Below are 13,979 nucleotides of genomic sequence, written 5' to 3'. Positions count from 1 at the left end.
TGGTGTGCTTATGGTCAGTGACTCTTTCTCACTGCCTGAAGCTCGAAGAGCAAGGTATTTTTCCAGTCCCCTATACTTTTGAGGTTAGCCCATGTCAATCGGCGGCATTCAGAGGATTAGCGCCTTCAGCGTAAAACGGCATGCATCATTTGAGTCAGGATATGTCGGATACATAAGGTCCTGGGCAATAGGGTCGTGACGTAATGATACCTAATCAGGTGGTGCATGGCGGGCGGTCAGCGCTATTCATAATCTCCGCGGCCGCGGGGATACTGCTTTTCCCATTCTTTACCGTTGGTGTGCCTGACTGTTACGCTGCTGATTGTTGCGTCGTCGAGGCATCTGGCGTTGACACTGAACCCGTCCGGGTGGGAGCGGGGCACATAAAATGGCTTTATACCGCAGATCTTGCAAAAAAGGTGTTTGGCAGTGTGGGTATTAAACGTATAGGTACTCAAATGCATTTCACCCTGCAGAAGCTGAAAACGGCTCGCGGGCACGATCAGATGAAGATGCCCCGATTTACTGCACATTGAGCAATTACATTCATTGACTGTAATGTTAGGTGGAGCACTCACCCTGAAGCGGATGGCGCCACAATGACAGCTACCGTAATGTTCGACCATAAACTACGTCCCTGATTATCTGTTTGATTTAGCGCAGTAATTGCTGTGTCGGGCACGACTATTGCCTGACACAGCGGGCAAGTACGGCAATCTCGCCGTTGTCCTGCACTTCCTCCAGTTTTACATCAAATTTCCATAACCGGTGCAGGTGGCGCATGACCTCGTCTTTGCTGTCGGCCAGCGGAATGCCATTTTGCGGGACATAGCGTAAAGTCAGCGACCGATCGCCACGCACATCCACGTTATATACCTGAATATTCGGCTCAAGGTTGCTTAAATTATACTGCGCCGAGAGCTTTTCCCGGATGGCAGCATAGCCTCGCTCGTCGTGAATGGCCGACACGCTCACATAGGGTTTGTCGGCATCATCATCAATGGCAAACAGCTTAAAATCGCGCATGACTTTGGGCGACAGGAACTGGCTGATAAAACTCTCGTCTTTAAAGTTGTGCATAGCAAAATGCACGGTTTCGAGCCAGTCTTTACCGGCGATGTCGGGAAACCAATAGCGGTCTTCCTCGGTAGGCGACTCACAGATACGTTTGATATCCATAAACATATTAAAGCCCAGCGCGTAAGGATTTAAGCCGCTGTAGTAGGGGCTGTTATAATCAGGCTGGCTGACCACACTGGTGTGACTGTGCAAAAACTCCAGCATAAAGCGGTCTGTAACCAGATGTTCATCATACAGCTTATTTAAAATATGGTAGTGCCAGAAACACGCCCAGCCCTCATTCATTACCTGGGTTTGTTTTTGCGGGTAAAAGTACTGCGATACTTTACGCACGATGCGTACGATTTCCCGTTGCCAGGGCTCTAACAGCGGTGCGTTTTTTTCAATAAAGTACAATAGGTTTTCTTGTGGTTCAGCAGGGAAACGGGCCGCCTGGGGCTGTTTGTCCTGTTTATGGTTGGGTAGTGTCCGCCACAGTTCGTTGACTTGTGATTGTAAATACTTTGCGCGCTGTTTCTGGCGGCTCTTTTCCTCCTGCAACGACAGCTTTTGCGGTCGTTTATAGCGGTCTACACCAAAGTTCATCAGGGCATGACATGAGTCGAGGGTTTGCTCGACTTCTTCGTAGCCATACTTTTGCTCACATTTGGCGATGTAGTTTTTCGCAAACACTAAATAATCGATGATTGAGCTGGCATCGGTCCAGGTTTGAAACAGGTAATTACCTTTAAAAAAAGAATTGTGACCATAACAGGCATGGGCCATCACCAGCGCTTGCATCGTAATGGTGTTTTCTTCCATTAAATAGGCAATACACGGGTCGGAATTAATCACAATTTCGTAGGCCAGGCCCATTTGACCACGTCGGTACTGTTGTTCATTCTGAATAAACTTTTTACCGAACGACCAGTGGGTATAGTTTATCGGCATGCCGATACTGGCATAGGCATCCATCATTTGTTCAGCGGTGATAACCTCTATCTGGTTGGGGTAGATGTCGAGTTTAAATTCTTTTGCGATGCGATCGATTTCGGCTTCATACTGACCCAACATATCGAAAGTCCAGTCAGGACCATCGCTGAGCGTGCTGCGCCGTTCGGCTACTTCTGCAGTCATTAATTGTCTACTCCGCTGTGTTCGTTGGTACGTTCAAACAATTCCCGGAATACCGGATAGATATCATTCACCGAGATAATGTGTTTGCAGACAAAGTTGGGACGCGCCTCCTCAACACTTTGGTACTCGCGCCATAAGCTCTGATGCTGGCGTTCAGTAATTTCGATATAGGCAAAGTACCGGGTTACCGGCAGGATGTTTTTCATTAAAATTTCGCGGCAATGGGGGGAGTCATCAGCCCAGTTGTCACCATCGGATGCCTGCGCGCCGTAGATATTCCAGTCACTGTCCTGGTACCGCTCGCGGATGATCTCATCCATGAGCTTCAGGGCACTCGACACGATAGTGCCGCCGGTTTCCTGAGAATAGAAAAACTCCTGCTCGTCGACCTCTTTAGCCTGGGTATGATGACGAATGTACACGACTTCGACATTTTTATAGGTGCGACTTAAAAACAAATACAGCAAAATGTAAAAGCGTTTAGCCATGTCTTTGGTCGCCTGATCCATAGATCCAGATACGTCCATCAGGCAAAACATAACGGCTTTGCTGGTGGGCACCGGTTTTCTGGCGTAGTTCTTAAAGCGTAGATCAAAGGTGTCGATAAAGGGCACACCGGCAATTTTTGCTTTGAGCTCGGCAATGGTTTTTTCTAATTCAAGCAGGGCCAAAGTGTTATCGTGCTTATCGGCCTTGAGGCGTTCGAATTCCTCCTCGCATTCCCGCAACTTACGGCGGTTTGCAGCTGTGAGCGCCACACGTCTGGCCATGGAGCCCTTCAGCGAACGCACAATATCTAAGTTGGTTGGCACACCATCGGTTTGATAACCGGCCCGGTAGCTTTCATACTGCACAACCTGATCAAACTGGCTGTTTTTTAAATTGGGCAGCGCCAAATCTTCAAATAGCAAATCCAGGTATTCGTCTTTGGAGATGGAGAAGGTAAAGTCATCTTCACCTTCGCCGCTATTGCCTGCTTCGCCTTGTCCGGCGCCCTGGCCACCTTGTGGCGGTGGCCGGTCTATTCTGTCGCCGGTGGTAAATTGATCATTACCGGGATGAACAACCGAGCGTTTGCCGCCTTTCCCGGTATGAAATAAAGGCTCCGAAATATCCCGTTTAGGGATACTAATGTGTTCGCCAGAGTCGACATCCGTAACCGAACGTTCGCCTACGGCGTCGGATACAGCGCGTTTTATCTGTTGTTTATACCGTTTCAAAAACCGTTGCCGGTTAAGCGTGCTCTTACCTTTGCTGTTTAACCGGCGGTCTATAAAATGTGCCATACAACCCCTTCACGCTATTCTACACCCTAAGATGCTTTGCGGACTCGCAGGTACCATTCGCACAGTAACCGTACTTGTTTTTGTGTATACCCTTTTTCGACCATTCGGTTCACGAAGTCATCGTGTTTTTTCTTATCTTCAGCACTACCTTTGGTATTAAAGGAAATCACCGGTAACAAGTCTTCGGTGTTAGAGAACATCTTTTTCTCAATTACTGTGCGCAGTTTTTCGTAGCTGGTCCAGTTTGGATTTTTGCCGCTGTTGTTCGCCCGCGCCCGCAGCACAAAGTTCACAATTTCGTTGCGGAAGTCTTTAGGGTTACTTATGCCTGCCGGTTTTTCGGTTTTTTCCAACTCAGCATTGAGTGACGCACGGTCAAAGAGCTGGCCGGTTTCGGGATCCCGGTACTCCTGATCCTGTATCCAGAAGTCAGCATAGGTAACGTACCGGTCAAACAAATTCTGGCCGTATTCAGAATAAGACTCCAAATACGCAGTTTGAATTTCTTTGCCAATAAACTCCACATAATGTGGGATCAAAAAGCCTTTAAGGAATTCCTTGTAGCGTTCGGCGGTATCCTGAGGAAATTGCTCACGTTCTATTTGCCGTTCAAGCACATAAAACAAGTGCACCGGGTTGGCTGCTACTTCGGTTTGATCAAAATTAAATACCCGCGATAAAATTTTAAAGGCAAAGCGGGTAGACAGCCCCTCCATGCCCTCATCGACACCAGCATAATCGCGATACTCCTGATACGACTTGGCTTTTGGATCGGTATCTTTCAGGCTTTCTCCGTCGTACACCCGCATTTTAGAGTAGAGGCTCGAATTCTCAGGCTCTTTAAGCCTTGATAACACAATAAACTGCGCCAGGCTTTTTAGGGTATCCGGTGCGCAGGGTGCACCATGTAACTCACTGCTCTCGAGCAGTTTGTTATAAATTCGCATTTCTTCAGAAACACGCAAACAATAGGGCACTTTAACGATGTAAACCCGATCTAAAAAGGCCTCGTTATTTTTGTTGTTGCGAAATGTTTGCCACTCTGATTCGTTAGAGTGAGCCAGAATTAAGCCGTCGAAGGGCAGGGCTGAGAAGCCTTCTGTGGGGTTGTAGTTGCCTTCCTGCGTTGCTGTCAGGAGCGGATGTAGCACCTTGATAGGCGCTTTAAACATCTCAACAAATTCCATTAAGCCCTGATTGGCTTTACACAGAGAGCCGGAATAGCTGTAGGCATCGGGATCGTTTTGGGCAAATTGCTCCAGACGACGGATATCGACTTTACCCACCAGGGATGAAATGTCCTGGTTGTTTTCATCGCCGGGTTCGGTTTTGGCGATCCCAACCTGATCAAGAATCGAGGGGAAAACCTTAACGACCTTAAACTTCGTTATATCGCCATTATACTCGTGCAGGCGCTTACGTGCCCAGGGCGACATAATGGTTTTCAGGTAGCGTTTAGGAATGCCGTATTCGGTTTCCAGAATGTGGCCGTCTTCATTGACGTCAAATAAGCTAAATGGATGGTCGTTTACCGGCGAGTCTTTAATCATGTACACCGGTACTTTTTGCATCAGTTCTTTGAGACGCTCGGCGAGCGAAGATTTACCGCCGCCAACAGGCCCCAGTAAATATAAAATTTGTTTTTTCTCCTCCAGACCCTGCGCCGCATGACGCAAGTAAGAGACGATTTGTTCGATGGCCTCTTCCATTCCAAAGAATTCATTAAAAGCTGGATAGCGCGAGATAACCCGGTTTGAAAATATTCGGCTAAGCGCCGGGTCGGTAGCAGTGTCGATCATCTCGGGCTCGCCAATGGCGTGTAACAACCGCTCGGCGGAATTTGCATAAGCCATCGGGTCTTTTTTACAGATGTCTAAGAATTCCTGAATGGTAAACTCTTCTTGCTTATGTTTTTCATAGCGTTCTTGGTAATGCTCGAAAATACCCATAAATACCCCTGTATAAAAAACGGTCTCCCGTATTTCCAGCATAGACCTATAATTTCCAGAAAACAAAGGGTTTGTTATGGTTGTTTATCGTTTATTTTTGCAACAATTTTGTTAACAAAATCACTATAAGCAGGTAAGACAAGGGCTGACAAAGCGCAGTAGGAAGGGAAATAAGTGAAAAATGAGGGATCAAAAGCAAAGAAAGTTGTACCCGCAACGCTGCGGGTACAAATTATCAGAATTATGCGCCGAAGTTAGCTGCCGCAAATTCCCAGTTAACCAGGGCCCAGAAGCCGCCTAAGTACTTAGGACGCAGGTTACGGTAGTCGATGTAATACGCGTGTTCCCACAGATCCACAGTCAGTACAGGTGTCAGGCTGTCGTCGGTCAGCGGGGTGCCGGCGTTGCTGGTGTTAACGATATCCAGGCTGCCGTCTGCAGTTTTAACCAGCCAGGTCCAGCTTGAACCAAAGTTGTTCACTGCTTTGTCGTTAAATGCGGCCTGAAAATCTTCGAAAGAACCCCATTTTGCTTTAATTGCATCGGCCAGTGCGCCTGTTGGCTCACCACCACCATTCGGGCTTAAAGAGTGCCAGTAAAAGGTGTGATTCCAAATTTGCGCTGCGTTGTTAAATACACCGCCTTCAGAGGTTTTAACGATTTCTTCCAGACTCTTTGATTCAAGATCAGTACCTTCAACCAGACCATTCAGTTTGGTTACATATGTGGCGTGGTGTTTTCCGTAGTGATAATCAAGGGTCTCAGCCGAAATGTGCGGCTCCAGTGCATCTTTTTCATAAGGTAACGCTGGTAATTCAAAAGCCATATGAGTCTCCATTTTCTTGGTTAGTTGTACGTAGTCTGCTTATCAGAGTAACTATTTATTCATTGTCATTTACCCTGACGGTTAATATATAAGGGCGCTTTCGCTTATCCCAATGACAATTCGATGAATTTATTCTGTTTTTGGCTGATTATTGGCAACCGACACCAACAAGCCGGCGAATACTGGTCGTTGTTGGTAAGTATTGCGTGCCAACTGCAACGTTGGTCAGTCACGCCTGGAACTCGCAAGCGTAACGTATACCGCATTTAAACACCAACAATGGCTTGCTATATGATAGGCATATTTGGCCTTACTGGATCAATGCTTATGCCTGCGCAGAATATAATTTGGTTTTATGCTGGTGGGGTAAAAGTGTTAAACTACCAATCAACCCTTGAAAACTGTGATCATTGCAGTCATATACAGGCTAATATGAAAATTCGAAGAGGCATTCATGGAAAACACAGGTGAACAAACCACATTAGAACGCATTAAAGAGCAAATTGCTGAAAATTCAATTTTGCTTTATATGAAGGGCTCACCCAAGCTACCAAGCTGTGGCTTTTCAGCTCAGGCGTCACAGGCACTAATGTCATGCGGTGAGCAATTTGCGTACGTTGATATTTTACAAAATCCGGATATTCGTGCGGAATTACCGCATTATGCGAACTGGCCGACTTTCCCGCAACTGTGGGTCGACGGCGAACTGGTTGGCGGTTGTGATATTATTTTAGAAATGTTTCAGCAAGGTGAGTTACAAGCGCTGATTAAAGAGAGTGTTGAAAAAAACAAGGCGGAATAAACGACGTCAGACGTTTTTAGCGGCATTACCTGATGCAGCGACACAAAAAAGCCGACCCGAGGTCGGCTTTTTTGATGGATATATTGTCCTGATGGTCGGTGAGTCGCGGCGACTGCTTTACCGGCTAACCGACGTCTTTAAACAGACTTTCGTCGATGATCGTCGAATCGATAATTTGTTGTGCCATTTGAATGCACTTACCACATTGTGAGCCCAGATTGAGTTGTTCACGCAGATCGCGAATATTACCCACACCACTTGCTGTAACAGCCTGGCGTATGGCTTTATCAGTCACCCCGTAACACATACAAACGTACATCGACAAGTCATCTCCAAATTCAGTATGCAAATGATAATAATTGCTATTTAAGACTTTTGCAAATAAATTGTTCACTTTTATAACAGGACTGTCGTAAAAGTAGACGGTAAATGACGCTTCTGGTCCGACAAGTTGAAAAAGTTACTCTGAACAATTGTATTTTGCCCGATAGCGCACAATATATCAGGCAGCGGCAGAGCATGAACTGATAATTTTCAGCGCATACTGCCAGTCAAAAAACGATAATGGAGAACAAATATGAGCGTATTAGTTGGACGTCCGGCTCCGGACTTCACCGCAGCAGCAGTGTTAGGTAGTGGCGAGATTGTAGACAGCTTTACCCTGAGCGAAGCGATTAAGGGCAAAAAAGCAGTGTTGTTTTTCTATCCGCTTGATTTTACCTTTGTATGCCCGTCAGAGCTTATTGCGTTTGACAAGCGTTACGAAGAGTTTACCAAACGTGGTGTTGAAGTTATCGGTGTCTCTATCGATTCTCAGTTCTCGCACAACGCATGGCGCAATACGCCGGTTAAAGAAGGCGGTATTGGTGCAGTGAAGTACACCTTGGTAGCTGATACTAAGCACGAAATTTGTCAGGCCTATGACGTAGAACACCCGGACGCAGGCGTTGCATTCCGTGGTTCATTCCTGATTGATGCTGAAGGTCAGGTTCGTCACCAGGTCGTCAACGATCTGCCACTGGGTCGTAACATTGATGAGATGCTGCGTATGGTTGATGCTCTGGACTTCCACGAAACCCATGGTGAAGTTTGCCCGGCTGGTTGGACTGAAGGTAAAGCCGGTATGGATGCAAGCCCGGAAGGCGTAGCTAAATATCTGAGCGAAAAGTCTGACGATCTATAAGCAAATTCTGTAAGTAACTAATACTTATACAAAAGCCCGGTTGAGTTTATCACCGGGCTTTTTTGTGTTTACGCGTCAGTGTCAGCGCTCAATGGCCAGCCGCCAAGGCTGGTGTAGCGGTTAACGATATAACAGAATAATTCGGCGGTTTTTTGGGCATCGTACAGAGCCGAGTGGGCTTCTTTTTGATCAAAGCTGACGCCCGCTGCCTGGCATGCCTTCACTAAGACCGTCTGGCCAACAGCAAGCCCTGCCAGGGTCGTGGTATCGAAGGACACAAAGGGATGAAAGGGCGTGCGCTTAATATTGCAGCGTTCGATTGCCGCATTAACAAAACTTTGATCAAACGTGGCGTTATGGGCCACTATTACGCTGCGTTGACAGTCGGCGGCTTTTTGCAGTTTGCGCACATGTTTGCATAATCCTTTCATTGCCTCGTCTTCGGCTATTGCACCGCGTAACGCACAATTGGGATCGATACCGTTAAAATCCAGTGCCGCTGTTTCCAGATTTGCCCCCTCAAAAGGGTCAACATGTGCGTGGTAGGTTTGATCTGGATGTAACATGCCGTTGTCGTCCATAGACAGGGTTACCGCGGCAATTTCAAGCAGGGCATCGGTCTGCGCGTTAAAACCGGCCGTTTCAACATCAATAATTACCGGAAAGTAACCGCGAAATCGTTGCGATAGAGGAGGCATTGTTTGTGGCATATTACTCTACATTTAACAGGTTTAGAGGGGCCGGCCCCAGCTAGCGTTGTCGCTGCTGTGCGCGCCAGCTGGAAAAGGCGAAAAATACAACTCTTAATAAGCGGGGAATTATGTCAATATTAAGCGTGAGTATCTACCCGATGCTAAACTTTTCTTAGCTATTGACGATAAGGTAGTAGGGCATTCGCAGAGGCTATTATGTTTAAATCCGTTACGCGCTATTCTTTCGCTTTAGGGTTATGTGTTGTTGTGGGCACGGCGCAGGCGTCGTTGCGCCAGTACCGCTCGTCGGTAGAGAGCTCACAGTGGCAGCTCAGCGAGAGCTCAAGGCTCAGCTGTACCTTGAGCCACGCGTTGCCGGGCTACGGCGAAGCGCAGTTTACCAGCGAGGCATCCAAGCAGTTAAACATGGAGTTCGTGCTGGACATGCATTTGCTGCCGAAAAGTTTCGGCTCAGCGGCGGTCTACTCGGTACCGCCAAACTGGATGCCCGGTGTCAGAGCCCGCCAGATAGCCGATATGACGCTACGTACCCAGTACGATGGCGACCTGCCGGAAGATACCGCCTGGACCATGCTCAGCGAACTGGAAAAGGGATTCTGGCCGACCATTTATTACCAGGATTGGTATAACCCCAATGACAAGGTGGCTGTGGGTTTAAATGCCAGCAACTTCAGACCGGTTTACCAGGAGTTCGTTAGCTGTGTTTCAAACCTGTTGCCCTATAGTTTTGAAGATATTAGCTACACCGTACTCAGCTACGAGAAAAACAGTACCGAATTATCCAAGTATTCGCAGCGCCGGTTAGCCATGATAGGGGATTACCTGCGCGAAGATAACCAGTTGGAACTGGTGCTGCTCGATGGCTATACAGACAGTTATGGCGGCTCCTGGAACAATCAGCAGCTTTCAGAACGCCGTGCTGAGCAGGTTAAAAAATTTCTGACTGGTTTTGGTATTGAGGAAAACCGCATCGAAATCACCGGCCATGGTGAAAAACGGCATATTGCGCCTAATACAACCAGTCAGTCGCGGGCGCAAAACCGCCGGGTGGTGGTAAGAATGGCGAAATCCTGACTCTCAGAGGTGGCGGCCTTAAGGCCGCTGCATAGCCATATGACATTATTGCCAGGCGCATGCAGCCGATTCGATTAGTCCAACAGAAACGCGTGCCGGTAGGCGCTGGGTGAAATCGAAAAATTTCGCTCAAAGGCGCGCCTGAATCCGTCATAGGATTTAAACCCAACCAGTAAGGCAATAACCTTAATCTCTTTGGCAGAACTAACCAGCATATCGCTTGCTACCTGCATGCGAAAGCGTTCAACGTAGGTTGCTGGTGTCAACCCGGTTTTGTCTTTAAAAAACCGATGACACTGTCGTTCGCTCATGCACAGTAATTCAGCCAGTCTCATGACGGTAATTTCCTGACTCATATTCTCATGCAGCCAGTTGACGATAGACGCTAGTCTGTCATCAGCAGGAGACTGAATATCCAGGGCATCTGAATACTGTTTTTGATTACCCGCGCGGCGCATATACACCACCAGATGCCTGGCTACATAATGCGCGGTTGCCTTGCCGTAGTCTTGCTCTATCAGGCTCAGGGTTAAATCAATGCCAGAGGTAACCCCGGCAGACGACCAGTAGCGACCGTGTTGTCGGTAAAGTTTGGCGCTATCGACCTCAATGGCTGGAAAGGCAGCTTTAAGCGATTTTGCGAAGGCCCAGTGCGTTGCCAGGATTGTGCCCGAAGGCAGCCCGGTTCGGGCCAGCAGGTAAGCGCCGGTGCAAATCGACACGATGCGTTCACTGCGACCTGCTAATTGCCTTAAGGCTGCTAAATGTCGTTCGGTGATTGACGGGCTGCGACTGCCAGCGCCGCCGGGGATAATTAAGGTGTGACAGCGTTCAACGTCATTGATTGTTTGTTCGGGGATGATAGCCATGCCGGCTTCGCAGGTGACTGGCGCAATTTTAAAGCCAACCACCAGCAGTTTATAGTTGCCCGGCTTTACCTGGTTGGCTTCATGAAATGCGGATTGTGGGCCGGCAAGGTCGAGCAGTTCCACGCCCTCATAGGCCAGGATGCAAACGATTTTGGTCATGTTTTTCTCTCGCATTGTCTAACAGAAATAAGACTATGCCTGGTTAGTCTGTTGCTGATATGACTATCATACAACCAAACCTGCCATCGTCATTACTGCTGATTAAACAACGCGATAGATTACCGTTTTGTTGCCGGCTCAGTAATGGATTACTGCTCCGTGAGAAAGGCTTTTACCGGTGGCACCTGATCGGTAAACACACCATCAAACTGCCACTTCTCAACAATCAGATAAAGTAACTGCTCAGCACTTATTCCCGCAGGTAACTGATCCATGCGAAAAGTATAGGGGTGGATCACTAAACCGGCCTGCTGCGCAGCCTCAACCCAGGGCGCCAACGCGGTGCTGGGTTGCTCTGGAGTAGATTGGGTAACATGGCCAAGCCAGGGGCCAATACCCTGAACATAGTCTTGCAACTTGCGTATGCCCGCTGGTGTTTTCAGGTTATCGTAATCTGTGGGCGTTTCCTGCCAGCTATTTTCTGCAATGAGTTGCACTAATTTAACCTTTGCATTGAGCGAATCGCGTAAGCGCTTGATTTCGTCAAAGTTAAAACATTGCACATAAATATTGGCATCTGCTGAATCAAGGTTATGCTGACGCAGCACCTCTAACAGGCGCGCGCTGATATCGTGACCCTGTGCGCGGTGCCAGCCCGGCGACTTTATTTCGGTATACAGGCCAATATTCTGCCCGGTGGTGTTATTCAGCGAGGTAATTGAGCTCAGGTGCTCTTCAAACGTTGCCACGCTAAAATGCCCATTACCCTGATAGCGATTTTTAAAAACCGGTAAGCCATCGGCTTTGGTCCGTTCGTGCACGGTAAGCGTTTTTAATTCGGCAAGGGTAAAATCCAGCGCGTAATAACGCCCGTCTTCCCGGTGGCGCTGCGGGAAAACCTGCTCAACGTTGGTAACTGTTTCCAGGTGGATGTCGTGCAGAACAACCAGTTGGTCATCTTTGGTTAACACCAGATCCTGCTCGATATAATCGGGCTGTTGGGCGTACGCCATGGCCATAGCCGCGAGGGTATGCTCGGGCAGGTAGCCTGATGCACCGCGGTGAGCGATGATGTCAAAGGCGCAGACCTTAGCTGAATACAAACTCGCGACGGCAATGCTAAGGCCAGCTGATTTTATCCATTTTAATGTTTTGTTCATCAGATTACTCGGGTTGAATTAACTCTATGGCATAGCCATCGGGATCGCGTACAAATGCAATTACCGTTTTGCCGCCTTTGACTGGCCCCGGCTTGCGGTAGACATCAGCCCCTTTGGCTTCGAGCTGCTCGCAAAAGGCGTAAATATTATCCACGGCAAAGGCCACATGGCCATAGGCATTGCCCATGTCATACTGGTTATCACCCCAGTTGTAGGTGAGTTCAAGTACTGCTTGTTCGCTTTCGTCGGCATAGCCTACAAAGGCCAGCGTGTATTCATATTCGGTATTCTCACTCTGGCGCAGCAGTTTCATACCCATGGTATCAACATAAAACTTCAGTGATGCGTCAAGATCTTTCACGCGCAGCATGGTGTGCAGCATTCGCATACATAACTCCTTAATGTGCATTCATAGTTTAATAACGATGTTTGTCAGCATTATGACAGTGAATTGTCCTTCATTTAAGCGAGTTTTAACGTAGATACAGATGTATCGCAGCATCGCAAAACGTGTCGGTGCTGCGGGCATAATGATTATTTAGATGAGAGCTAAAAAGCCAGCACTGATTAAGCAGGCTTATAGCTTTGTTGATTCAGTGAAGCGATTCTTATGATTGGCTAAGGTTGCAGCGGATTGCTGTGCAGTATTAACCAGGGTGAGTATTTCCCGGCAATGTCAATAGCTCAACGGCGCAAGTCTGTTCAACGCAGCGATACCTCTTTAAATCAGAGTAGGTATTTTGATAGGTTGTCAGCGCTTGCTGGTATGTCTAAATATTATCGATAATAGTCTATTTGGACAGTTTCACGAAGGCTGAATTGCATCAATAATGGGCCTGAGAAATGAAATCTGTACATCAATTAAAAGGAGTATTTATGCCGTCTAACGTTGTACGACCTCAACCAGCTTCGAGCGCTGAAGCGTTAGAATATTTTCAGTCATTGCAAAGGTTTGAAACAGACTGTTGGGATGTTCATTATGCCATGAATAATGATTTGTATGACTTTATTTTATTGGATGTCAGAGGGCTGGAAACTGCGAAACGAGGATATATCGAAGGCGCAACCCTTATGCCCTATACAACAATAAACCAGGAGAGATTAGCGGAGTATCCCAAAGAGACCGTATTTGTTGTTTATTGCGCCGGCCCTCATTGTAATGCCACAGAAAAGGCTGCGATAAAGTTGGCTAAGCTAGGGCGTCCGGTTAAAAAAATGATTGGTGGTGTCACAGGTTGGCTTGACGAAGGTTTTGAGCTCAAGTCTGATGAGTAACGTCGTTATTCGCAAAGCGCAATCAGCAGATTGCGCGCGCGTTCTGGAATTGATGCAGGAACTGGCTGTTTTTGAAGGTTATATCCACAAGTTCCGGGTTACTGTACCTAAACTTGGCTATTATCTATTTGAGCAAAAAAGTATTGAGGTATTGGTTGCAACTGTAGAAGAAGATATAGAAGGTATATTGGTCTATTTCTTTCAACCATTTACTTACGACTTATGTCCGTGGTTAGTGATTAAAGAATTTTATGTTTCAACGGTGTACCGTGGTTTAGGGGTGGGGCATGAGCTATTTAACTATGCTCGCCAAGAGGCGGCAGAAAACAAGTGCTCCAAAATTAAATGGGAGGTACTAACCGATAATAGTAAGGCTCAACGGTTTTATGTTCGTCACGGTGCCCAAATTGAATCTGACTGGCGCATTATGTCAATTGACATAGCGACAGATGATCAGTAAATATGCTTAGCTTAAGCGTTTAAACAA

The 13,979-nt window shown here is 47.4% G+C and carries 15 protein-coding genes; 5 read left to right on the top strand and 10 right to left on the bottom strand.

The window, feature by feature from the left end; all coding sequences use genetic code 11:
* Positions 1–242: 242 nt before the first annotated feature.
* From OIK42_RS12785 to sodB, 5 genes are all read right to left on the bottom strand, one after another.
* Positions 243–626 carry a GFA family protein gene (locus OIK42_RS12785; RefSeq protein ID WP_445206762.1) on the bottom strand — a complete coding sequence of 128 codons (384 nt, stop codon included), beginning with the start codon at positions 624–626 and terminating at the stop codon, positions 243–245.
* 58 nt (positions 627–684) lie between these two features.
* Positions 685–2,196 carry a SpoVR family protein gene (locus OIK42_RS12780; protein WP_273641047.1) on the bottom strand — a complete coding sequence of 504 codons (1,512 nt, stop codon included), beginning with the start codon at positions 2,194–2,196 and terminating at the stop codon, positions 685–687.
* Positions 2,196–3,482, bottom strand: a complete 1,287-nt coding sequence (locus tag OIK42_RS12775; RefSeq protein WP_273641045.1) for a YeaH/YhbH family protein — start codon at positions 3,480–3,482, stop codon at positions 2,196–2,198. Before OIK42_RS12775 ends, OIK42_RS12780 begins: the two co-directional genes overlap by 1 nt.
* Positions 3,483–3,508: 26 nt before the next feature.
* Positions 3,509–5,431, bottom strand: a complete 1,923-nt coding sequence (locus OIK42_RS12770; protein ID WP_273641043.1) for a PrkA family serine protein kinase — start codon at positions 5,429–5,431, stop codon at positions 3,509–3,511.
* A gap of 241 nt (positions 5,432–5,672) precedes the next feature.
* Positions 5,673–6,257 carry a superoxide dismutase [Fe] gene (gene sodB / locus OIK42_RS12765; protein ID WP_273641042.1) on the bottom strand — a complete coding sequence of 195 codons (585 nt, stop codon included), beginning with the start codon at positions 6,255–6,257 and terminating at the stop codon, positions 5,673–5,675.
* 454 nt (positions 6,258–6,711) lie between these two features.
* Between sodB and OIK42_RS12760 the strand changes: the two genes are divergently transcribed.
* The gene (locus tag OIK42_RS12760; protein WP_273641040.1) at positions 6,712–7,059 is read left to right on the top strand and encodes a Grx4 family monothiol glutaredoxin; all 348 of its coding nucleotides are present in this window, start codon (positions 6,712–6,714) and stop codon (positions 7,057–7,059) included.
* Between the two features lie 124 nt (positions 7,060–7,183).
* Here the strand turns inward: OIK42_RS12760 and OIK42_RS12755 are convergent, their stop codons facing one another.
* Positions 7,184–7,378: a bacterioferritin-associated ferredoxin gene (locus OIK42_RS12755; RefSeq protein WP_273641537.1), complete on the bottom strand. Its 195-nt coding sequence runs from the start codon at positions 7,376–7,378 to the stop codon at positions 7,184–7,186.
* Between the two features lie 258 nt (positions 7,379–7,636).
* Here OIK42_RS12755 and OIK42_RS12750 point away from each other — a divergent pair, with 258 nt between their 5' ends.
* Positions 7,637–8,242, top strand: a complete 606-nt coding sequence (locus OIK42_RS12750) for a peroxiredoxin (protein WP_273641038.1) — start codon at positions 7,637–7,639, stop codon at positions 8,240–8,242.
* A gap of 68 nt (positions 8,243–8,310) precedes the next feature.
* Here the strand turns inward: OIK42_RS12750 and rnt are convergent, their stop codons facing one another.
* The gene (gene rnt / locus OIK42_RS12745; protein ID WP_273641037.1) at positions 8,311–8,952 is read right to left on the bottom strand and encodes a ribonuclease T; all 642 of its coding nucleotides are present in this window, start codon (positions 8,950–8,952) and stop codon (positions 8,311–8,313) included.
* Positions 8,953–9,150: 198 nt separating this feature from the next.
* Here rnt and OIK42_RS12740 point away from each other — a divergent pair, with 198 nt between their 5' ends.
* Positions 9,151–10,029, top strand: coding sequence for a flagellar protein MotY (locus tag OIK42_RS12740; RefSeq protein ID WP_273641036.1), 879 nt, complete (start codon positions 9,151–9,153; stop codon positions 10,027–10,029).
* 74 nt (positions 10,030–10,103) lie between these two features.
* Here the strand turns inward: OIK42_RS12740 and OIK42_RS12735 are convergent, their stop codons facing one another.
* From OIK42_RS12735 to gloA, 3 genes are all read right to left on the bottom strand, one after another.
* Positions 10,104–11,057, bottom strand: coding sequence for a GlxA family transcriptional regulator (locus OIK42_RS12735; protein ID WP_273641035.1), 954 nt, complete (start codon positions 11,055–11,057; stop codon positions 10,104–10,106).
* 149 nt (positions 11,058–11,206) lie between these two features.
* Positions 11,207–12,217 (bottom strand): glycerophosphodiester phosphodiesterase, encoded by a 1,011-nt coding sequence (glpQ, locus tag OIK42_RS12730; protein WP_273641033.1) that lies wholly within the window; start codon positions 12,215–12,217, stop codon positions 11,207–11,209.
* Positions 12,218–12,221: 4 nt separating this feature from the next.
* The gene (gene gloA, locus OIK42_RS12725; protein WP_273641032.1) at positions 12,222–12,605 is read right to left on the bottom strand and encodes a lactoylglutathione lyase; all 384 of its coding nucleotides are present in this window, start codon (positions 12,603–12,605) and stop codon (positions 12,222–12,224) included.
* Between the two features lie 488 nt (positions 12,606–13,093).
* On the opposite strand from gloA, the gene OIK42_RS12720 reads away from it, so the two are divergent.
* Positions 13,094–13,492, top strand: coding sequence for a rhodanese-like domain-containing protein (locus OIK42_RS12720; RefSeq protein WP_273641030.1), 399 nt, complete (start codon positions 13,094–13,096; stop codon positions 13,490–13,492).
* Positions 13,485–13,952: a GNAT family N-acetyltransferase gene (locus OIK42_RS12715; protein WP_273641028.1), complete on the top strand. Its 468-nt coding sequence runs from the start codon at positions 13,485–13,487 to the stop codon at positions 13,950–13,952. Before OIK42_RS12720 ends, OIK42_RS12715 begins: the two co-directional genes overlap by 8 nt.
* The last annotated feature ends 27 nt before the right edge of the window (positions 13,953–13,979 follow it).

The organism is Alteromonas gilva (assembly GCF_028595265.1).
Classification (GTDB): Bacteria; Pseudomonadota; Gammaproteobacteria; order Enterobacterales; family Alteromonadaceae; genus Alteromonas; species Alteromonas gilva.
Note: the sequence above shows the minus strand (reverse complement) of the source record. Positions and strands in the feature narration are given on the sequence as shown.